Annotated in this window: 20 protein-coding genes; all 20 read right to left on the reverse strand. The window is 44.4% G+C overall.

Annotated features, from left to right (window positions below; genetic code table 11):
* Positions 1-1,831: DNA mismatch repair endonuclease MutL (gene mutL / locus AE2B122_RS03960; protein ID WP_175073151.1), on the reverse strand; the 1,831-nt coding region annotated here is incomplete at its 3' end.
* Positions 1,832-1,843: 12 nt separating this feature from the next.
* On the reverse strand, positions 1,844-4,438 hold the full coding sequence (gene mutS / locus AE2B122_RS03965) for a DNA mismatch repair protein MutS (protein ID WP_175073152.1): 2,595 nt from the start codon (positions 4,436-4,438) through the stop codon (positions 1,844-1,846).
* A 113-nt stretch (positions 4,439-4,551) separates the two neighbouring features.
* Entirely contained in the window at positions 4,552-5,127 is a 576-nt protein-coding gene (cotE, locus tag AE2B122_RS03970) for an outer spore coat protein CotE (protein ID WP_095217724.1), read from the reverse strand.
* Positions 5,128-5,314: 187 nt separating this feature from the next.
* Positions 5,315-5,677: a RicAFT regulatory complex protein RicA family protein gene (locus tag AE2B122_RS03975; RefSeq protein WP_095217723.1), complete on the reverse strand. Its 363-nt coding sequence runs from the start codon at positions 5,675-5,677 to the stop codon at positions 5,315-5,317.
* Entirely contained in the window at positions 5,677-7,236 is a 1,560-nt protein-coding gene (gene miaB / locus AE2B122_RS03980; protein WP_175073153.1) for a tRNA (N6-isopentenyl adenosine(37)-C2)-methylthiotransferase MiaB, read from the reverse strand. The genes AE2B122_RS03975 and miaB overlap by 1 nt, the downstream gene beginning before the upstream one ends.
* 104 nt (positions 7,237-7,340) lie before the next feature.
* Positions 7,341-7,601: a stage V sporulation protein S gene (locus tag AE2B122_RS03985; protein ID WP_038560399.1), complete on the reverse strand. Its 261-nt coding sequence runs from the start codon at positions 7,599-7,601 to the stop codon at positions 7,341-7,343.
* A 156-nt stretch (positions 7,602-7,757) separates the two neighbouring features.
* The gene (locus tag AE2B122_RS03990; RefSeq protein ID WP_095217721.1) at positions 7,758-8,555 is read right to left on the reverse strand and encodes a TIGR00282 family metallophosphoesterase; all 798 of its coding nucleotides are present in this window, start codon (positions 8,553-8,555) and stop codon (positions 7,758-7,760) included.
* 76 nt (positions 8,556-8,631) lie between these two features.
* Positions 8,632-10,194 carry a ribonuclease Y gene (rny, locus tag AE2B122_RS03995; protein ID WP_095217720.1) on the reverse strand — a complete coding sequence of 521 codons (1,563 nt, stop codon included), beginning with the start codon at positions 10,192-10,194 and terminating at the stop codon, positions 8,632-8,634.
* Positions 10,195-10,410: 216 nt separating this feature from the next.
* Complete coding sequence (recA, locus tag AE2B122_RS04000; RefSeq protein WP_095217719.1) at positions 10,411-11,454, reverse strand: recombinase RecA; 1,044 nt, start codon at positions 11,452-11,454, stop codon at positions 10,411-10,413.
* Between the two features lie 166 nt (positions 11,455-11,620).
* Positions 11,621-12,868 (reverse strand): competence/damage-inducible protein A, encoded by a 1,248-nt coding sequence (locus AE2B122_RS04005; RefSeq protein WP_175073154.1) that lies wholly within the window; start codon positions 12,866-12,868, stop codon positions 11,621-11,623.
* Position 12,869: 1 nt separating this feature from the next.
* Positions 12,870-13,448, reverse strand: coding sequence for a CDP-diacylglycerol--glycerol-3-phosphate 3-phosphatidyltransferase (pgsA, locus tag AE2B122_RS04010; RefSeq protein WP_095217717.1), 579 nt, complete (start codon positions 13,446-13,448; stop codon positions 12,870-12,872).
* A gap of 75 nt (positions 13,449-13,523) precedes the next feature.
* On the reverse strand, positions 13,524-14,447 hold the full coding sequence (locus AE2B122_RS04015; protein WP_175073155.1) for a RodZ family helix-turn-helix domain-containing protein: 924 nt from the start codon (positions 14,445-14,447) through the stop codon (positions 13,524-13,526).
* Between the two features lie 28 nt (positions 14,448-14,475).
* Complete coding sequence (locus tag AE2B122_RS04020; protein ID WP_095217715.1) at positions 14,476-15,231, reverse strand: DUF3388 domain-containing protein; 756 nt, start codon at positions 15,229-15,231, stop codon at positions 14,476-14,478.
* A 162-nt stretch (positions 15,232-15,393) separates the two neighbouring features.
* Positions 15,394-15,654, reverse strand: coding sequence for a DUF3243 domain-containing protein (locus tag AE2B122_RS04025; protein ID WP_095217714.1), 261 nt, complete (start codon positions 15,652-15,654; stop codon positions 15,394-15,396).
* A gap of 79 nt (positions 15,655-15,733) precedes the next feature.
* Positions 15,734-16,447 carry an elongation factor P 5-aminopentanone reductase gene (ymfI, locus tag AE2B122_RS04030; RefSeq protein ID WP_175073156.1) on the reverse strand — a complete coding sequence of 238 codons (714 nt, stop codon included), beginning with the start codon at positions 16,445-16,447 and terminating at the stop codon, positions 15,734-15,736.
* A 2-nt stretch (positions 16,448-16,449) separates the two neighbouring features.
* Positions 16,450-17,739: an EF-P 5-aminopentanol modification-associated protein YfmH gene (gene yfmH / locus AE2B122_RS04035; RefSeq protein WP_175073157.1), complete on the reverse strand. Its 1,290-nt coding sequence runs from the start codon at positions 17,737-17,739 to the stop codon at positions 16,450-16,452.
* Positions 17,732-19,018, reverse strand: a complete 1,287-nt coding sequence (yfmF, locus tag AE2B122_RS04040; RefSeq protein WP_175073158.1) for an EF-P 5-aminopentanol modification-associated protein YfmF — start codon at positions 19,016-19,018, stop codon at positions 17,732-17,734. The genes yfmH and yfmF overlap by 8 nt, the downstream gene beginning before the upstream one ends.
* Before the next feature lie 164 nt (positions 19,019-19,182).
* Positions 19,183-20,136, reverse strand: a complete 954-nt coding sequence (locus AE2B122_RS04045; RefSeq protein WP_095270209.1) for an ABC transporter permease — start codon at positions 20,134-20,136, stop codon at positions 19,183-19,185.
* A 1-nt stretch (position 20,137) separates the two neighbouring features.
* Positions 20,138-21,181 (reverse strand): ABC transporter permease, encoded by a 1,044-nt coding sequence (locus AE2B122_RS04050; protein ID WP_175073159.1) that lies wholly within the window; start codon positions 21,179-21,181, stop codon positions 20,138-20,140.
* A complete protein-coding gene (locus AE2B122_RS04055) occupies positions 21,181-22,713 on the reverse strand; it encodes an ABC transporter ATP-binding protein (protein WP_175073160.1) in 1,533 nt (510 codons plus the stop codon). The genes AE2B122_RS04050 and AE2B122_RS04055 overlap by 1 nt, the downstream gene beginning before the upstream one ends.
* Positions 22,714-22,762 lie beyond the last annotated feature (49 nt).

Here is a 22,762-nt window from a genome sequence, read left to right on the forward strand (position 1 = left end):
ATTGTACTCGTTTGAAGAGCTTCTCCAGTTCATAGGAAGTAAAACGGATAATAATCGGCCGCCCATGAGGACAAGTGAACGGATCTTGTGATGTGCGGAGCTCTTCCAATAGATGAAACATATCGTCATAATTTAGATGATGGTTCGCTTTAATAGATCTCTTGCAAGACATCATGATAGCTGCTTCTTCCCGTAATTTTCGAATGTCCACTTTACTTTCCTGCATCACTTGTTCGACGATTTCCCGTATGATCTCCTCTTCAAAGCCTTTCGGGAACCACTGCGGATGGGAACGTACAATATACGTATGGCCGCCAAACGATTCGAAAAACAATCCGACCGCCTCTAGCTCAGTCTTATGTTGTTCGACAATCAGTGATTCTTGTTGAGTGAAATCAAACGTAAGCGGAATGAGCAGCTCTTGCAGCTCCTTTTCCACTTCTCCGATTTTTTCTCGGTAATACTCATATTTAATCCGTTCCTGAGCAGCATGCTGATCGATGAGAAAAAGACCTTCTTCATTTTCAGCAAGAATATAAGTGCCATGATGCTGACCGATCGGATACATCGCCGGTACCGCATACTCCGGCTCGTTTTCTTTCTCGGTTGATACATACTCAGGCTCTTGGACTATTTCAAAAGATGAATCATTGATTATCTCAGGTTCCATATCCTGTTGCTTCTCCTCAATGATCGGAGGAACGGTTTCTTTCACCTTGTCAAAGAACCATTGCTCCTTTTGTACTTCCGGTTCCTTAACTGGGTTACTTTCAAAGAAAGAGAAGCTTTGCTGTTCACTTTTTTCTTGTATCTTCTTCTGTTTAGGTGCGACAGCTTCTGGAATGAGCCGCTGCTGGCGAAGTGCTTTTGAGACAAGCTGCTCTACAGCATCAAATAATTCCTTTTCTTTGCTGAAACGAACTTCCAGCTTAGCTGGATGCACATTGACGTCCACTAAGACTGGATCCATCTCGATAGTTATGACGGCGAGCGGAAATCTGCCAATAGGCAGGAGTGTATGGTACGCCTGCATGACTGCTTTCGCCAAGACAGGATTTCGAATGTATCTGCCATTGACGATAAACGATACATACTGACGGGACGCACGATTTATTTCTGGTTTGGCCGCAAATACTTCCAGCTTGTAATCCAATGTTTCGTGTGATGCTTTGACCATCTTCTTTGCCACCGAGTTACCGTAAATCTGAGCAGCAATCTGAAGCATATCTCCTCGGCCAGATGACTGGAACATCGGTTTGTCATTATGAGTCAGTTCAAAACGTATTTCCGGGTGAGCAAGTGAAAGCCGGTTAATCACTTCTGATACGTGGCCAAGCTCGGTATGAATTGTTTTCATATACTTCAGCCGGGCCGGCGTATTAAAGAACAAATGCCGTACCGTCATCTCGGTTCCTTTACGAGCATCGCATTTGCCTCTTTCTTTGATTGAACCACCTTCCATCACAAGCTTCACACCAGCATTCTCACCTGTGCTCGTCTTGATTTCCAGCTGGCTTACCGCTGCAATACTGGCTAATGCTTCCCCTCTAAACCCAAGTGTGCGGACATGAAACAAATCATGCTCATTACGGATCTTGCTTGTAGCGTGGCGGAAAAATGCCCGCTCCACATCGTCCGACTCCATACCATCACCATTGTCGACAATTTTGATTTCGGTCAGCCCTGCTTCCTGTACCGCCACCTTAATGACCGTACTACCGGCATCAATACTGTTTTCTACCAGTTCCTTGACGACAGAGGCCGGTCGCTCGACCACTTCACCTGCTGCAATCTTATTCGCTAAATCATCCGGCATCAATTGAATCGCCATATGGGAACCTCCTTACTTTTTCGTTGCCATTTGCTGCAATTTATATAATAGATTCATTGCTTCAAGCGGTGTTTGCTCCATCAGATTAATTGATGCAAGCTCCGCTATCACTTTATCGGCCTTATTGTCTTGCTTCGTTTTTTTCTTTTCCGGTTCAGGCTCTGTGAAGAACGATAGCTGAATGTCATCCTCCACTTGCATTGCCGGTTTGGATACAGATGGCTTTTCTCCCTGCCCCTCCAGCTCGTGGAGAATATGAGAAGCACGCTGAATAAGACTCTCTGGCAACTTAGCCAATTTTGCCACATGAATGCCGTAGCTTTCATCTGCCGCTCCTTCACGGATTTGGTGAAGGAAGACCACATTGCCATCATGTTCTTCTGCTCGGACGTGGATATTCCGGAGTTTGTCCAGGTTCTCGTCAAGACTAGTAAGCTCATGATAATGGGTAGAGAATAAAGTCTTCGCATGGATATTGTTATGAACATATTCAATGATGGCTTGTGCCAGTGCCATTCCATCGTATGTGCTAGTTCCTCTGCCGATCTCATCCAGCAGGATAAGACTTCTGTCAGTGGCATGCTCCAATGCATGTCTCGACTCCAGCATTTCAACCATAAAGGTACTCTGGCCGGAAACAAGATCGTCCGCTGCACCGATGCGGGTGAAAATTTGATCAAACAATGGCAAATCAGCAGCTTCACACGGAACGAAACATCCTATTTGCGCCATGATGCTTGTCAAAGCCACTTGGCGCATATACGTACTTTTACCGCTCATATTCGGACCGGTGATCAGTAAGATATCAGCATCATTGCCCATCTTCACATCATTTGGTACAAACTGCCCTGTTTTCATCACTTTTTCTATGACAGGATGTCGTCCTTCTGTAATTGCGACAGACCTATCTATATTGAATGTCGGACGAGCATACCGCTGCTTTTCACTCACTTCCGCAAAGCTTTGCAGCACATCCAGTTGGCTGATTTGGTCTGCAAGCAACTGAAGAGCGGGGATGTACGTTTTGACATGATCCCGAATTTCCATGAACAAGTTATATTCAAGTTCTACGCTTTTTTCCTGCGCTTCCAAAATAAGTGCTTCTTTTTCCTTCAATTCTGGTGTGATAAAACGCTCTGCATTGCTGAGAGTTTGTTTGCGCTCGTATTTCCCTTCAGGCAGCAGCTGAAGATTCGCCCGTGTCACCTCGATATAGTACCCGAACACTTTATTAAAGCCGACTTTAAGCGATTTGATACCAGTCTCCTCGCGCTCACGCTGTTCCAAAGCCGCGATCCACTGTTTTCCGTTTCTTGAAGCATCTCGATACGTATCAAGCTGTTCATGGAAACCGTCCTTCAAAATGCCACCGTCACGGACACCAATCGGCGCATCTTCATGCAGACTTTTCTCGAGATATTCGCTAAGTTCTGGCAGTGGATTAAGCTCTCTGCCCATCCGCTGTACTTCTTCTTCCTCAAAGCCTGACAAGACCTGCTTCAATTCAGGCAGTTTCTCAAGTGTCCGTTTCAGCTGCAGAAGATCCCTGGCATTGACATTTCCAAAGGCGACTCTTCCGGAAAGACGTTCTATATCATAAACAGATTGTAAATGCTGTCGGATTGTATCACGTTCGAAGAAGTGATCAAGAAAAGCTTGGACTAAATCCTGGCGCTTTGTGATCGCTTCTTTTTGAAGAAGCGGACGCTCCAGCCATTTCTTCAGCATCCGCGCTCCCATTGCCGTTACTGTGTCATCAAGCACCCATAGAAGGCTCCCATGCTTGCCTTTCTTCAGAATCGTCTCTGTCAGCTCTAAATTGCGCTTTGAATACATATCCAGCGTCATGAAATGTTTAAGCTCCATCACTTGAAGCGGCTTTAAATGATCCAAACCTCGCTTTTGAGTTCTTTCTACATAGTTTAACAGCATGCTGAAGCAATCTAGCAATCTTGGATCTGTCACATCACCAGTAAGTTTTTCCAGTGACGCGCTCGTACTGCTGCTATCTTGGTATGATAATGTGACACCAAGGCGAATCTGTAAAGCTTCTTGCAACTGCTGATCCAGCTCTTCACTAATGACGATTTCCCGCACTGGCTGGTTGTATAGCTCGCTTAAAAGACTATCAAATCCACCTTCAAGTAATGCAGCTCGATTTTCACCCGTTGAAAGGTCATGATAAACAAGACTGTATGTACGATCATTGTTTTCATGTACAGCTGCCAGGTAATTATTCTCCTTTTCATCCAGCATACCGTTTTCCATGACGGTCCCCGGTGTGATTAGCTGGACTACTTCCCGTTTTACAACCCCTTTGGCTGTCTTCGGATCCTCTACTTGTTCACAGATAGCTACCTTGTAGCCGCGCGAAACTAGTGTTCTTATATAATTATCAGCCGAATGATACGGAACACCGCACATTGGCACTTTCTCCTCAACACCCGCATTCTTGCTTGTTAAAGTGATTTCCAATTCCTTCGTCGCTTTCAGCGCATCATCAAAGAACATCTCATAGAAATCCCCAAGCCGGAAGAAAAGGAATGCATCCTTATAGTCGGCTTTAATTCTTAAATATTGCTGCATCATCGGTGTGTAACCTGCCATTGTCCTACTCCCCTGTTTCATTGCAATTAGCCCTATTATAACACAGGTATTTTCTATGTTTCTTCTGCAGTGTCATTCTGTATAATACAAAAAACGAGAGCATCAGCTCTCGTTCAGTCTTCATGGTCATCCTTTTTATCCAAAAAGTCAGGATCTACATCTTTAAAATCATCTTCAGTAAGCTCATAATCCCAATCTTCTTCCATTTCTTCCACTACACAGCCATCAGGATCTACTTTCACACAAAGCTTCGTTTCACCGATAACTTCAACAAGGAATTCTTTCTCTACTTCGACGAAAATCTTCTGTCCGTGCTGTACGATCTTGCATTCCAGGCAGTTAGGCTGTTGGATTGCTTTCGCATAAACCTCGAATTCGTCATCAAGGCAGTTCTCGTCTTTGATGCTTAATTTGATTAGTTCCTTATACTCGACTTTCTCCGAAACAACGTGCGTTTTCGTATTGTCATTATACGAATACCAAACGTTGGTTTCATAGGAACCGACTACTTCTACACCTTTATCACCTTTCTTTTTTGCGTGATAGCGGTGGTTGATGATCCAGCAGCCAAGGATGCTGGATGGTTTGTGGTCCGGACGGATATGATCGATATTCTTGCTAAATTTACGTCCACGGCCAATGACCGCTTTCGTGATGATCTCACGGTAACTCTGCTCTAGAAAACCCATCTTGCAAAAACCTCCTCTTTTTACATAGTCATGTTATGCGGTGTGTTCACCTATGGTGTCAGAAAAAATACATTCCCTCACCACAACTGGACGCTCCTTCATTCTATGCATGTGCCTAAGAAGAGGTTATAGAAAACTTGCCGACTGGCGTGCCTCAGAGGAATAATGACAAAAAAAAGAAACGGACCTATTCGTCCGTTTCCTCATCCTGAAAAACCGTCTGCTGGATGTTTTGGGAAATGCTCTGCAGAATATGGTTCGTGATAACCTGAGATTCTTTGAATTCCTGGACCACAGGGATGCTGTCGATCTTTTCTTGCAGTTCATCGATTTCCTTTTCCATTTGCTGCTGAGCTTCGCGTTTGCCATAAGCCTGCAAATTGACAGCCTGCTTTTGCTTCATTTTAATTTGATTGATATATGTTTGCACCTTTTTGTTCTCATTAAGCTTCGCTTCCAGCTGATGAAAATGTTCGATCTCATCCAGATTGCTCATGTCATCAGCCAAAGCTTCCGCTTGCTTGAGAATATCTTCGGTGGAATTATTCATTATAAGTGTACCTCCGCTGTTGTTTCTGCTAATTCACCATCAAGCGACCATGTTTTCGCTTGTTTTATCCGAACCGGGATAATCTTGCCGACCACCGATTTTGGTCCGCGGAAATTGACTAGCTTGTTCTTTTCGGTATAACCGGCCAGCACGTCGGGGTTCCGTTTGCTTTCCCCTTCGACTAGTACATGCACGATCTTGCCTTCATAAGCACGCATAGATGCTGCTGCATGTTCATCTACCACTCTATTCAAACGCTGCAGGCGCTCCCGTTTCACTTCCATAGGGACATTATCCTCCCATTTGGCTGCAGGTGTCCCTTCACGTGGAGAATAGATATACGTATATGCTGCCTCAAACCCGACTTCCTCTACAAGAGTTAATGTCTCCTGAAACTGCTCCTCGGTCTCATTCGGAAAACCGACTATGATATCCGTCGTAAGTGTCACATTTGGTATAGAACGTCTGATTTTCTTTACTAGAGTCAGATATTCTTCCCTCGTATAGCGTCGAGCCATTACCCTGAGTATGTCACTGCTGCCTGATTGTACAGGCAAATGTATATGATCGAGAAGATTTCCGCCTTGGGCAAGTACCTCTATTAGTTTATCATCAAAGTCCCTTGGATGGGAAGTCGTGAAACGCACACGCGGTATTGCTATCTTCCTGATTTCATTCATCAGGTCCCCAAGGCTAAAATCAAGATCTAGCAAATCCTTACCATATGCATTTACATTTTGCCCAAGCAGTGTAATCTCCTGATAGCCTTGAGCCGCCAGTTGACGCACTTCATGGATAATGTCCTCCGGACGCCGGCTCCGTTCCTTACCGCGCGTGTATGGGACGATACAATATGTGCAGAACTTATCACAGCCATACATGATGTTGACCCATGCCTTTATCTTGCCTTTTCGTGCTTTTGGAAGATTTTCTATGACATCGCCTTCCTTGGACCATACCTCCAGAACCATTTCCTTGCTGTATTGCGCTTCTTTCAAGAGCTGTGGAAGTCGGTGGATATTGTGTGTCCCGAAAATCAAATCAATATGATGATGCTTCTTCAATATCCGGTTTACTACTGCTTCTTCCTGTGACATGCAGCCACATACACCGATAATTAAATCCGGCTTCTCCAGCTTCAATGGTTTCAGATGGCCAATCTCTCCGAAAACTTTATTCTCAGCATTTTCTCGAATGGCACAAGTATTGAGAAGAATTACATCTGCCTCGTTTGTCTCTGTTGTCGGAGAATATCCCATCTCCATAAACAATCCAGCCATCACTTCTGTATCATGTTCATTCATTTGGCAGCCGTATGTACGGATAAGGAACTTCTTGCCGCGACCGGCTTCCTGCATTTCTGGCGGAATCGTGAAATCATAATGGAACTGAACATCTTCCCTGCGTCGTTTCTTTGCCTGCTTCAAATTCGGCGGCTGGTACGTCGTCTGAAAATATTTTGCGAAATCAGCTGTGGTTTTCTCATGAAGCGGCTTCTCCACTTCTCTCGTCTGTTCTGCAGCAATCAAACTCACGGATTTACGCTGTTCCTCATTCACTTGTTCCTTCTCCCCCATTCATTGCTCACTATCTTCTACATTATACCAATGCATACTGTAGTGTCCAAGTATTGGAAATAAAAAAGCCCCGCCTTAGGCGGGACTTATCTTGGTTCTATAATCAATTTAATGGCAGTCCGTTCTTCGTTGTCGATCATTATATCCGTAAATGCCGGAATACAAATTAAATCTACACCACTCGGTGCCACAAAGCCACGCGCGATGGCGACAGCTTTCACTGATTGATTGAGTGCTCCTGCTCCGATTGCCTGTATCTCCGCTGAGCCACGTTCCCTTAATACGTTCGCAAGTGCGCCTGCTACTGAGTTTGGATTGGATTTCGCTGAAACTTTTAGTATATCCATCACTGGTACCTCCTTCGTTTACTGGACTACTTTCCTTTTTACTATATTTCTGCAAGATAGTAGATATGCCCATTTCGGGCGATGTCTGAAAAAAGTGGTACAACCTGTCCTGGTTCATATCTGTAAACAAAAGTCCTAGTGAAGGAGCAGCAAGGATCAATCCATATACGGGTGGTCATCATTGATAAGGATGCGTTTGATGGAAGAAGCCTTCCCCGTTTGCGGATCCAGATCGATTACTACTCCATTTAATTGTGCTTTACCCTTTTTTGGTACTTCAAAACGTACTGGGAGACCGGTAAGGAATCTTTTAATGACTGCTTCCCGCTCCATCCCGAGAATCGCTTCATACGGACCGGTCATACCTGCATCCGAAATATATGCTGTACCAGACGCTAATATCCGTTCATCAGCTGTCTGCGTATGTGTGTGGGTGCCAACAACAGCACTGACACGTCCATCGACATACCAGCCAAAAGCCTGCTTCTCGCTAGTCGCCTCTCCGTGAAAATCAATGAAAATCAAATTCGTCCGTTTACGCGCCTCTTCGATGAGACGGTCAGCTTCCCGGAACGGATCGTCTGCAGGCATCATGAATGTACGTGCTAACAGGTTTATGATAGCAACCTCATATTGATTCACTTTCACATAAATGATTCCCTTACCAGGTGTACCTGGAGGAAGATTCGATGGACGGACAAGGTATTTGGCATCATCGATGAATTCAAAGATATCCCGTTTATCCCATGTATGGTTGCCCATCGTAATTGCTTGTGCACCCCATTCGAGGAACTGTTTGTAAATCCGTTCATTAATTCCTTTACCATCAGCGCTATTCTCTCCATTAATGATTGTAAGCTGCGGTTGATAACGCTGCTTCAAACGCGGTAAATATTCCTGTACCATCTGACGTCCGGGCTCGCCGACAACATCTCCGATAAATAATAACTTCATAATCAAATCCCTTTCTCTATCTCAACTTGTAGTAGGTATAGTTTAACATTAAAAAAAGCGGCACAGGGCCGCTTTCTTATTTTGCATATTCAACTGCGCGCGTTTCTCGGATGACCGTGACTTTAATATGTCCCGGATAATCCAACTCGCTTTCAATGCGTTTCCGGATATCTCGTGCGACCTTGATGGATTCCAAGTCGTTGATTTCATCCGGTTTAACCATGATACGGATCTCACGTCCAGCCTGAATTGCGAAGGATTTCTCCACGCCTTGGAAGGATTCTGAAATCTCCTCCAGTTTCTCCAGACGCTTGATGTAGTTTTCCAGTGTCTCACTTCTCGCTCCCGGACGGGCTGCGGAAAGGGCATCTGCTGCAGCGACAAGCACTGCAATAACCGATGTTGCTTCCTCATCCCCGTGGTGGGAAGCGATGCTGTTGATGACGACCGGATGCTCTTTGTATTTCATTGCGAGTTCTTTCCCGATTTCAACGTGGCTGCCTTCGACTTCGTGGTCGATTGCTTTACCGATGTCATGCAGGAGCCCTGCACGTCTTGCCAAGGTAACGTCCTCGCCAAGCTCAGCAGCAAGCAAACCAGCTAGGTAAGCAACTTCTGTCGAGTGCTTCAATACGTTCTGGCCGTAACTTGTGCGATACTTCAATCTTCCCAGTATCTTAACAAGATCCGGATGCAAGCCGTGTACCCCAACTTCGAAAGTCGTCTCCTCACCTATCTCGCGAATATACTCATCCACTTCACGTCTGGATTTCTCCACCATTTCCTCGATACGAGCTGGGTGGATTCGTCCATCTTGTACAAGTTTCTCGAGTGCGATTCGTGCGATCTCACGACGGACAGGATCAAAACCGGACAGGATGACCGCTTCAGGTGTATCATCAATGATCAGATCAATTCCCGTAAGCGTTTCTAACGTACGTATGTTACGGCCTTCCCGTCCGATAATGCGTCCTTTCATCTCGTCATTCGGCAAGTTCACGACTGATACAGTCGTTTCCGCAACGTGATCGGCTGCGCAGCGCTGAAGTGCAAGGGAAAGAATGCTCTTCGCTTTCTTATCGGCCTCATCTTTGGCACGATGTTCCGCATCTTTGATCATGACAGCTGCATCGAAGGCAACTTCCTTCTCGACTTTGTCCAGCACGATTTGACGTGCTTCATCAGACGTATAGCCGGAAATTCGCTCCAATTCGAGCTGCTGTTCTTTCACCAAGACTTCCACTTTGCTTTCTAATTCTTCAATTTGTTGTTGTTTTTCAGCTAATATTTGTTCCTTTTTCTCTAACGTAATTTCACGCTTATCAAGCGTATCGCTTTTACGGTCCAGATTCTCTTCTTTCTGCATCAGACGATTTTCCTGTTTCTGCAGTTCAAGACGACGCTCACGTAATTCCTGCTCCGTCTGCTGACGCAGCTGGAAGTTCTCATCCTTCGCTTCGAGAAGTGCTTCCTTCTTAGACGTTTCCGCATTGCGATGTCCTTCTTCTACTATTTGCTTCGCCAATTCCTCCGCACTGGAGATCTTTTTCTCAGCAATAGATTTGCGAACAAGATAACCAACAACACCACCGACGATCAGAGCAAGCAAAATGGAGATGATTAGGTAAAATAGTTCCATGATTTCACCTCCCCTGCTATAAAATTGTACAAACATGTCTGTCGGCATGCACAATGTTTTTCATAAAAAAACTATGGTAACCTTTGAGAAGTATAATAAAAATAAAATTATACAAATTAATTTTAATCCTGTGTTCGCATGTTGTCAAGAAAACATGGAAAGTACTAGCAGATTAGCCTATATAAAAAGCCTTCGGATGTAACCGAAGGCTTAGTCTTACATATCCAATGATTCCTGTTCTTCTGACTGCGCTTCTTCTGGCAGCTTCTTATCTGCATCGAGGTTATAGTGGTCACGTACAGTTATTTGAATTGTTGTAGCAATTTCCGGATTCTCTTTCAAGAACTGCTTCGCATTTTCACGTCCTTGACCAAGACGCTCCTCATTATAAGAGTACCAAGCACCGCTTTTCTGAACGATATCCAAGTCGCTGGCGATGTCGATGAGTTCCCCTTCTCTGGAGATCCCTTCTCCGTACATAATATCGACTTCCGCTTGTTTGAAAGGCGGAGCTACTTTGTTTTTCACTACTTTGATTCTCGTTTTGTTACCGACCATGTCATTACCTTGTTTAAGTGTCTCTGCACGGCGTACTTCCAAACGTACAGAAGAATAGAACTTAAGTGCGCGTCCACCAGGTGTCGTTTCCGGGTTACCGAACATAACGCCGACTTTCTCACGGATCTGGTTGATGAAGATAGCAGTCGTTTTAGACTTGTTTATTGCTCCAGACAATTTACGAAGTGCCTGAGACATAAGACGAGCCTGCAAACCAACGTGAGCATCTCCCATCTCCCCTTCGATCTCTGCTTTTGGTACAAGGGCAGCTACCGAATCGACAACAACGATGTCAACCGCTCCGCTTCGTACAAGCGCCTCGGCGATTTCCAATGCTTGTTCCCCTGTATCTGGCTGAGAAAGTAAAAGTTCGTCAATATTGACGCCAAGCTTCTGTGCATAAACAGGATCAAGCGCGTGCTCTGCATCAATGAAAGCTGCTTGTCCGCCGTTGCGCTGTGCTTCTGCAATTGCGTGCAAGGCAACAGTTGTCTTACCAGAGGATTCCGGACCATAAATCTCGATAACACGGCCTTTAGGATATCCACCTACACCAAGCGCGATATCAAGGGCAAGAGAGCCGCTGGATACAGTAGAAACCTTCTGTTCTGCTCTTTCACCTAGTTTCATAATGGAACCTTTACCGAATTGTTTCTCTATTTGTCTCAAAGCCATATCAAGGGCTTGTTTACGTTCACTCAAATGTATTTCCTCCTTTGGATTATCTATTTCTATTTTAACTTGTTTTTTGAGATATAACAAGCAAAAAGCGAATAAATGTTCCCTTTTTTTATTTCTCCCGAACACACCAATAAAGACAATTCATCCAGGCAAAAAGAGCATTTATTCGCTTCAAACATTCGTTAAATCATGATTTTAAATAATGGAACAACATATCAAAGCCTTTCTTCACCGCTTGCGCCCGTACACCTTGACGCGAGCTCCGAATGGACAGCTCTGTAGTTCGTGTCTGTTTGCCTTTTTCATGAAGGCTGATAAAGACAGTTCCAGGCTCTTTGCCTTCTGAACTATCCGGGCCGGCAACACCGGTGAAACTGATACCAATATCGGCACCAGTAAGCTGCACCGCATTCTCGGCCATCTCAATGGCACATTGCTCACTGACAGTGCCTTGAATCTGGATCGTTTCTTCCTTCACACCAAGCACGTGCTGTTTCATACTAGGTGCATACGTAACGAAACTTCCAAGAAATACCTCGGAAGCGCCACTCAAGGAAACGAGTGCATCTGCGAACAGTCCGCCTGTCAGGCTTTCTGCACTGGCCAGTGTAAACTGCCGTTGCTTCAGCAGTTCGAACACTTGCTGCTGAACAGATGTTTCATCATAGCCATAAAAGTATTGACCGACGCGCTCCATCACTTCTTTTTCAACAACATCAATCAAACGGTCTGCTTCATCCTTCGTTTCTGCACGGGCAGTAAGCCTTACAGCAACTTCCCCTTCAGAGGCATATGTTGCGATTGTTGGATTTTCCTGTACCTGAATCAAATCCAGCAAGTCCGTTTCCAGCTGTGATTCCCCGATTCCGATGAAATGAAGCAGGCGGGACTGCAAAACAGATTGAAGCTGGTATTTCTCCCGCACGTGAGGCAGAACATGATCAGACATAATCTGCTTCATTTCACGAGGGACACCCGGCATAAACGCCCACACCACACCATCATGCTCTACCAGCATGCCTGGTGCCATACCAACTGTATTCTCCAGCACTTTTGCGCCGTCAAAAACACGTGCTTGCTTATGGTTGTTCGGAGACATTGTGCGGCCTCGTTTAACGAAGAACTCTTTGATCCGATCCATAGAAACCTTGTCTTCATGCATTTCAAGGCCAGATATGAGCTGAAAGGCTTCTCTTGTCAAGTCATCCTCAGTCGGGCCGAGGCCGCCGGTTACAAGTACAAGGTCTGCATCGCGCTGTGCTTTTGCAAAGGACGATTGCACACGAGTAAGATTATCGCCTACTACATGATGATAGAATACGTTAATTCCATGATCAGCAAGCTGTTTGGAAATATATTGTGCGTTCGTATTGTTAATTTGACCGATGAGAATTTCCGTTCCTACAGCTATCACTTCTGCATTGATTTGCTTCATTTTATTTCGACTCCTTCATGACACTCCAGTTTCTTACAAAGTAGTCGACTCCGGAAACGATTGTCAGAATCAGTGCAAGATACAGGCAAATCGTTGCAAACGGGAAACCGAGATACGAAAATGGCCAATTGTGCAGCAGCAATGCGCTGATAGCGACAATCTGAACCGCCGTTTTTTGCTTACCCATTTTACCTGCTGCCATTACCAGACCTGCACCTGCGGCAACAAGACGCAATCCGGTAACAGCAAATTCACGACTGATGATGATGATCGTAATCCAAGCCGGCGCTAAATCTAATTGTACCAGTAAAATAAGCGCAGCTGAAACAAGTAGCTTATCAGCTAGCGGATCAAGGAATTTACCAAGATTCGTTACTAAATTATATTTACGGGCATAGTAACCATCCACCCAGTCGGTACATGATGCAATGATGAATAAAATCGCCCCAGCTAAATGGTTCACGGGGAGTGTTGTGTCACCGATATCGAGAGTTCCCCAATCGAATGGAACTGCCAGCAGGATGATAAAGATCGGGATCAGGAAAATTCGGGATAAAGTAATTTTATTAGGTATATTCATGTCTGCCTCCTATGTATGTACAGATAAACATAAGTTAAACCCTTTCCATAGACGTAAAGGGTTTAACTTGTATCATTATTTCTTAATATTTACTGTAATGGTCTGAACATCATTATCAATCGGGAATGTCAGTTCTTGACCATTGATTTCCAGTTTTGTTGCTCTTGCAAAACCTGTCTTGATGGAGACTGTCTCCAAATCACTTACATCTTGCTCAACAGCTTCACTGCCGTCAGCGATTGTCCCAGTATAGACATTGCCAGCATTATTGCCGTCACCGACTTGCAGCCATGCATCTCCATCTTGTGCAGAAAGTTTCAATGTTACTTCATCACCAGCGTTCTCCAGTGTATATGTTGTAACCGGATTGCTGGCAGTGCCTTCTTCGTCCACAGAAAGTTTAGGTTCTGTTTGCTCCTCTTCCTGCTGTGCTTGCTCTTCTTCAGCTGCTTCATTCGCTTGCTCCTCAGATTCAGCAGACTGATCAGCTGTGTCATTACCGGATTCCTGCTCACTTTCCGGAGAGGTTACTTGATCTTCATTTTGCTGCTGATTGGCGGAATTATTTTCATTGTTATTATTAGTTCCACCTGCGTAAATGAAGACGACTACAATAATGGCAGCCAATACAATTAGTCCAATGATGATGGAAGATAGGTAAGGAATGCCTTTGCGTTCCTTGCGAGGAGGTCTGTCATTTTCCCGAACGCGACTGCGTTCCTGACGGGAAGGTGCCTCACTCTTTTCCTGAACCGGAACAGCTGCCGGTGTTTCCTGCTGCTGTTGTTTCGGTTCAAGTACTTCATCTGGATTTAGTCCTACTGTCTGCGCATATTCTTTGATGAAAGCACGCGTGTAAAATTCACCAGGCATAACACTGTGGTTATTCTCTTCGATTGCTTTCAAATAACGCTTCTGAATTTTGGTGCGCTGTTGTACATCCTCCAACGTCATTCCCTTGGACTCTCTTGCCTCCCGAAGCTTTGCACCAATGTCCATTAATACCACCATCCATCTTTATTATTGCTTAAATCTGTCTGAATTCCGGTTCATAGATAATTTTTTCATCATCATGATTCCGAAGTTCAATAATATAATCGAAATGATCCAATGTAAACTCCGTATCCCGGATAAATATATCTGGATGTTCGATTACCTTTGCTACAGGGAGCCGCATCACTTCACGCACAAGCTCCCAATGACGCTCACTCGCGCGGCTAGTCGACACAATACCGTCGATGATAAAGAGGTTGTCCTCATTGTATTCATCCTGCAGCAGCTGATTCCTGGCAGTTTGCTTCAGAAGGGTGCTGGAGACGAATAGCCAGCGCTTATTTGCACTGACACTGGCAGCGACGATTGATTCTGTTTTCCCGACACGAGGCATCCCACGTATTCCTATTACCTTAGAGCCTTCCTGTTTAAACAATTCTGCCATGAAATCGACCAGAAGTCCGATTTCACTCCGGACAAAACGGAATGTCTTTTTATCATCCACATCCCTATGTATATACCTTCCGTGCCTGACAGCAAGCCGATCTCGAAGTTTCGGCTCCCTGGACTTTGTGATATGCACATGTTCCATCGTCCGCAGAATGGAATGGAGTCGGATGATCTGTAATTCCTTTTCTGCCGAAAGCAGCATACCGCGCCGTTGATTCTCCACTCCATTGATCGTCTTGATGTTGATGGATAACATACCGAGCAAAGAAGAGATGTCCCCTAACAAGCCAGGCCGGTTGTGCTGAATCTCATATTCCAAATACCATTCCAATGTTTCCATAGAAAAGCCCCTTTACAGGAAAATAGCGTCTTATATAACGAAAACCTATTCTTACTATAAAGGAAAACGATAGATTAGAAAAGCCATAACAGGCTTATGAGAAGCTATAAAGAAAACCTGCTTCTTTAAAAGAAGCAGGCTTGAATGAAGTTGGCCGCTTATTTAGCGTGTATGGCCATTGTCTTGGACAAGCTTTACCATAATGTTGGCGATAGCTTGTTTCTCATCCTGAGACGCGACAGTCCAAAGATCACGAAGAATTTTCTCTTCTGTGTTCTTTGCATCGACTTTCGTCGCAAGATAATCACCGATTTCATATGCAATGCCTGAGACGGTTTCATTCTCCATCCCTTTGCCTTGCGCTTGATGTAGGCGATCACCTAGGAAGTCTTTCCAAGAATCGAAATTATCAAGAACTGACATGGTGTATTCCTCCTTCATTAGCTTGCAGTATAGCTTTTGACAGAAGGGGTGTCCTTATTCAAAAAAGAATGACTTAATTTTACCAGCCGCCGTTCACTTGAAGTGCATGTCCGTTCACATAAGCAGATTTGTCGCTTAACAGATAACTGACCGCATCTGCCACTTCGCTTACATGTCCGAATCGATTCATTGGAATATCGTCTGTAAGTTGATTTTTTTCTTCTTGAGTTAAATGGCTGTTCATCCCGGTTTCTATCGCTCCTGGTGTTACTGCATTGACTCGTACACCGCTCGTTCCGATCTCCTTGGCCAAACCATTGATAAATCCGATTTGAGCAGCTTTGACGCTGGAATATGCGACTTCAAAGCTTGCACCTCTTTCTCCCCAAATAGAAGAGACGATGACGATTTCGCCCTTCCTGCGCGCAAGCATTGGCGGCAGAATATGCTGGCATATTCGCCATGGCGCCTTTACATGAACAGCAAGCAGATCATCCATCTCTTTGCTTGTCATATCCTGGAACATGCCATAATGGGCCATACCTCCAGCATAGACAAATTGATCGATCGGGAAAGATAAAAAGCGGAGAAGCTCCGACAAACCCGCTTCGTTCGTCAAATCAGCTTTGATTGTTCCAAGCACACTTTCCGATATATCAAGACAAAGGGATTCTATTGCTTGTTCATTCTGATTGTAATGAAGCAATAGCTGATGCCCTTCACTGGCAAGCTGACGGGCGCAAGCAGAGCCTATAGCTCCGCTTGCGCCCGTAATGAAAATAACTCTGCCCATGTTTATGCCTCCTGCGGCAGGATCTGGCAGACAGCCAAACGATCCTCGTTGAACCATTCTTTTAGAAAGTCATTCGCATCTGCAGCTGTCAGTTTTTCAATTGCTGGTACAATATCGAACAGATCCACTCCAGCAAGATGATACTGTATGAAACGATTGGAGACGAATTCCAAGCTATTCATTGCTCTAAGCATCTGACCGATTGTTTTTTTCTTCATCCGTTCCATTTCCGCCTCGGTAACAGTATGGTCTTTCATTCGCTGCAGCATTCCTTTGACTGTATCCGCAAAGCGATCTGGCTCTTTCGTATTACCGCCGATGATCGAGAAACCGAAGTTTTTCTCCAGACTTGTTTCGAAGCCGAAGCTGTCATCGATAAGATCATTTTTGTATAATTCCTCGTAGTAGACACCGCTCTTAGAGAAATAATAATCCAGTACCATATCTGTAAGCAGTTCTTGTTTCAGATACGCTTCCGGGGATGCATAATCTGTATTCTCTTTAATCCCGACCATGCATTTTGACACACTCACAGGCATACGAACTTGTTTTTTCTTTTCCGCTACAGTTTCAGGCTCTTCTGGGAAAAAGCGCTCGATTTTAGCAGGCGGAGCGAATTTCTTGCTATCCTGATTTGCACGAATAAGTTCAATCATCTTCTCTTCATCAATATTACCTGTTACGAATAAGGTCATGTTCGAAGGATGGTAAAAGGTGTTATAACAAGTGTAAAGATCTTCCTTCGTAATTTCTTGAATGGATTCCACCGTTCCTGCTATATCAATTCTTACAGGGTGTGATTGGAATAGGCTTTGGATAGTTCCAAAGAAGGAGCGCCAATCCGGCTGATCATCATACATACGAATTTCCTGTGCGATAATGCCTTTTTCCTTCTCGACCGATTTATCAGAAAAATACGGATCCTGTACAAAATCAAGTAAGGTAGTAACATTCTCTTCAATATGAGAAGTTGCAGAAAACAGATATGCTGTTTGAGTGAAAGAAGTGAAAGCGTTCGCTGATGCACCTTGTTTGGTGAAATCCTGGAACACATCCCGATCCTCTTTTTCGAAAAGCTTGTGCTCCAGAAAATGCGCAATGCCTTCCGGTACGGTGATTTTCTCTTTGCCATCAAGTGGCACGAAAGTCTGATCGACTGATCCATAATTCGTTGAGAAGATCGCATAGGTTTTCGCCATCTCCGACTTCGGCTGCAGGAAAACCTTTAGACCGTTCGGCAGCGTTTCTGCGTAGACGGATTCCTGTAATTGTTCATAGTGCTTCTTATGCATTCTTCTTGGCCTCCTTATTCGTCAGCAGATACACTGTATCCAATTGAACTTTTTTCGCCACTTGCAGTACATCCTCCGTGGTTACTTGTTGGATGGTATCAAGCATCTGTTCGATAGTTATATTTTTATTTCCCATTACTTGCTGGTATAACGTTTCAATATGACCTGCTGGATTGTCGATTGTCTCTAATATTTGACTGACGATAAGATCCTTCACTTCTTCCACTTCGGATCCTTCAAATTCACCTGCTTGCATGGAAGCAAGCTGGGCGTCGATAATTTCCTTTGCTTTCTGATAATCTTTTGGATCGATACCAGAGAAAACAAATAATAGACCTTTATGGCTCTCAAAACGTGAAGCGGCATAATAAGCAAGGCTGTGTTTTTCTCTGACATTCCGGAAAAGCTTCGAGCTCGGGAAGCCGCCGAATAAGCCATTAAACACTTGTAATGCTGCATAATCTGGATCATCGTAACGGATATTCGTCCGATAACCAAGGTGGAGCTTGGCTTGTTGTACATCCTGCGTCTCAATTACTTCCTGGACATCAGCAGAAGTCGGATGAACAGATGCTGCACGTTCTTCAATTGGAGAAACATCTCTTTCTAGGAATGGCTGAACCGCTTTTTCAGCTAGTTCACTCTCTACATCACCAAGAATATAAATATCCATTTTATCCTGCTTCAGCATTTTCTCATAAAAGCCATACAGCTTAATGCCGTCCATGTCTTTCAGTTCCTCTTCATACCCGTGCACATGAAGACTATACGATTCATCTTTACACATCTCATCGATAAGTCGCATATTTGCATAGCTCATCTTATCATCCTTCAACGCTACCATCTTTTGTTTCAGCGTTTGTGTTTCGCGTGAAACGATTGACTCTGTAAAAGCGCCGTTTTCAACTTTCGGCTCAAATAAGATCTCGCGCAGCAGATTGACTGCTCTTTCAAATAAAGGAGTTCGGTCACTCAGATAATTCTCATTGGCAACATCGAGACGAAGCGTGATGATATGCTTCTCCCCTTTTTTCGTACCTGAAATAGACAAAATAGCACCATACAAGTCATCGAGTTTTAGTCGCAATGCACGCGCATCCGATAAACTGGCTGTACCCTGCTGCAGTACATATGGAAGCAGCGCTCTTGCTGTAATAGTCTCCCGCTCTAGCGGCGCCTGTAATTTTACGGCTATGCTAATTGTCTTATATTTTTTAGTCGGTATAAGATGCAGCGTCGCACCTTTACCTGTGATGATTTTTTCACCTGCGATTTTCATAAGGAACCTCCCTGGCTTCTGTTATGTATAGCTTCTGTAGTTTTGCTTATATATATCCGACAATCCTCGCTATGATTACCATATTAATGAAAAAACGCCTAGAAGTAAAACGAATCGGATTGCATAAAAAGACCCGATGCATAAGAAGCATCGGGTCTTTCGTCTTAGCGACTTCCTTTTACGTACGGAACACCGCTTGCTTTTGGAGCTACCGAACGGCCGATGAATCCTGCCAAAGCAAGAATAGTCAGCACATAAGGTGCAATCAGCAAGTAAACCTGCGGAACATTTTCAAGCAACGGAATCGATGAACCGACCACGCTCAAAGACTGGGCAAAGCCGAAGAACAAAGCTGCTCCCATTGCTCCAAGCGGATTCCACTTACCGAAAATGACAGCTGCAATTGCCATGAATCCTTGACCGGCAATTGTAGATATAGAGAAGTTCTGAGATATTGTCATAGCGAACACTGCACCACCGATTCCAGCAAGTGCTCCAGAAATGATTACGCCGAGATATCTCGTCGTATAAACTTTAATTCCGTTTGTGTCAGCAGCCATTGGATGCTCCCCGACTGCACGGATGCGAAGACCAAATGGAGTCTTATACAGCATATACCATGCAAGGAAGGAGAGGACAATAGCGATATACGACGTTATATACATGTTGTTAAAGAACATATTGCCGATGACCGGAATATCAACCAAGAATGGAACATCCGTTGTATAAATCGGCTGCGATATAAAATCGGTTTGGCCTTTTCCGAAGATTTGCTTGATCATGAACACGCCAAATCCAAGCGCCAGCATGTTGATTGCTACTCCTGTGACCGTCTGGTCTGCACGGAAGGTGATTGTAGCTACAGCATGGATCAAAGAGAACAGTATACCTGCAACCATAGCAACCAATATGGAAATCCATGGTGTGGCAGTTCCTAAAGCATCAGCATATAGCAAATTGAACGTTACCGAGGAAAAAGCCCCGATAACCATGAGACCTTCCAAACCGATATTGATGACACCTGAACGCTCACTATACACACCGCCTAATGCGGTGAAAATAAGAGGAGCGGCAAAGAACAACGTTTGCGGAATAATAGAATAAAGGATATCCAGCATTTTATTTTTTCTCCCCTTTTTTCAATTGCAGCAGCGCCCAGCGGATGATAAAGCCGGAGGCAACAAAAAGAATGATCAATGCAATGACAATTTCGATGATTTCATTCGGTACACCAGCTGTGGACATGTTAAGCGAGCCCACTTTCAGGAATCCGAAAAGACTGGCTGATAACACAACGCCGAACGGGTTGTTCCCGCCTAGAAGCGCTACAGCGATACCATCGAAACCAAGGTTTGAGAATGCTGTATTCGTGAATGCGTTACCGAAGCTTCCAAGACCTTGCATTGCACCAGCAAGACCTGCGAAAAGACCTGAGATCAGCATCGAGATGACAATGTTTCGTTCCACTTTCATCCCTGCATAGTTGGAAGCGTGCTGGTTATAACCTACAGCCTTCAATTCATATCCGAGCTTCGTGCGTTCAAGGATGACCCACATGACAAGTACCATCAATAATGCAACGATGAACCCAAGATGCAAGCGGGATCCTGTTAACCCGATCAAAAAGTCATTTGTCAGTGATGCAGTTTGTTTAACTGGCTCTGTCGTCTCCTGATTATCTGTCAGTACCGAACGGATCAGATAGTTCGTAATATGAAGTGCTATATAGTTCATCATGATACTAACAATAACTTCATGGACACCGAGCTTCGCCTTCAGGATACCAGGTATGAAAGCCCAAAATGCTCCTGCTGCAGCTGCTGCAAGAAGTGCTAGCGGCAAATGAATGAAAGCAGGTGCATCAATAGCAGTACCTACCCAGACAGCTGCGACCCAGCCGACTAGTACCTGGCCTTCTGCACCGATATTGAACAATCCAGTACGGAAAGCAAAAGCAATTGCCAAACCAGTCAGTATATAAGGTGTGATCCGGTTAACTGTTTCGGACATGAAGAACGGACTATCAAATACGCCATTCCACAGTGCCTGATAACCGAGAACCGGATTATAACCGAAAATAAGCATGATGATTGCACCGGCAACCAAACCAAGGATAACCGAGATGATTGGTATGATGAAATTGAACTTTGTGCTGGAAAACATTAGTTTTGCGCCCCTTCTTTCTCAAGCTTCGAACCTGCCATCAGTAATCCAAGCTCCTGTTCATTTGTTTCCTTCGGATTTACTGTTGCAATGATTTTCCCATCAAACATAACAGCAATACGATCACTTACATTTAAAATTTCATCTAGTTCAAACGAAACGAGCAAGACAGCTTTTCCTTGGTCACGCTGTTCTATCAGACGTTTGTGGATGAATTCAATTGCACCCACATCAAGACCACGAGTTGGCTGAGCTGCAATTAATAAATCCGGGTTCCGGTCGATTTCACGGCCAATGATTGCTTTTTGCTGGTTTCCGCCGGATAGTGTACGAGCTTTCGATAAGTGACTAGGAGTACGAACGTCGTATTCCGCTATGAGTGCTTTCGCTTTATCAAAGATTCGTTTGAAGGAAAGAAAGCCTCCAGTCGAATAAGGCTTTTGGTAATATGTTTGCAAGACAATGTTTTCCCCGATAGAGTAATCGAGCACTAGTCCAAGCTTGTGACGATCCTGCGGGATATGACCGACTCCGCTCTCCGTAATGGCGCGAACTGGCATATTCGTAATATCCTGATTTTTCAGTGTAACTTTTCCTGCTGATTTCTTGCGAAGTCCGGTAATTGCTTCAATTAATTCTGTTTGGCCATTTCCGTCAACTCCGGCAATTCCGACAATTTCGCCTGCTCTGATATCCAGATTCAGTTCCTTCACCATGTCTACATGGCGAGAATCCTGTACTGTCAGACCTTGAATGGAAAGAATTGTTTCTTTTGGTTCAGCAGGTATCTTTTCAGTAGAGAAGCGTATCTCACGTCCTACCATAAGAGAAGCCAGTTCGTTCGGGTTCGTTTCGGATACGTCAACTGTTCCGATACCTTGCCCTTTCCTAATTACCGTACAGCGGTCACAAACTTCCATGATTTCTTTCAATTTATGCGTAATCAAAATGATAGATTTGCCTTCTTTGATCAACGTACGCAAAATCACGATAAGTTCTTTGATCTCCTGTGGTGTCAAGACAGCTGTAGGCTCATCAAGGATGACGACATTCGCCCCGCGATACAATGTTTTCAAGATTTCCACGCGCTGCTGCATACCAACGGAAATATCGCTGATTTTCGCTGTGGCGTCAACTTGCAAACCGTAGCGATCTGAAAGTTCCTGCACTTCGCGAACTGCTTTTTTCATATCGATCTTCAGACCTTTTTTCGGTTCACTGCCGAGAACGATATTTTGGGCAACTGTGAAGGTGTCGATAAGCATGAAGTGCTGATGCACCATTCCGATACCTAATCTATTGGCAACATTCGGATCATTGATTTCGACTTTCTTTCCGTCTACGCGGATTTCTCCCTTTTCCGGCTGATAAAGGCCGAACAGGACGTTCATCAGTGTGGATTTTCCTGCGCCATTTTCACCTAGCAGCGCATGGATTTCTCCTTTTTTCACTTGAAGCGTGATGTTGTCATTGGCGACAATTCCGGGAAATTCTTTGCGAATGTTCAGCATTTCGATTACATAATTCTCCATATTTTACACTCCTTCTCGGAATTACGAACTTTCTTTGATTCTGTTCAAA

Source organism: Terribacillus sp. AE2B 122 (assembly GCF_902497585.1).
Taxonomy (GTDB): domain Bacteria; phylum Bacillota; class Bacilli; order Bacillales; family Amphibacillaceae; genus Terribacillus; species Terribacillus saccharophilus_A.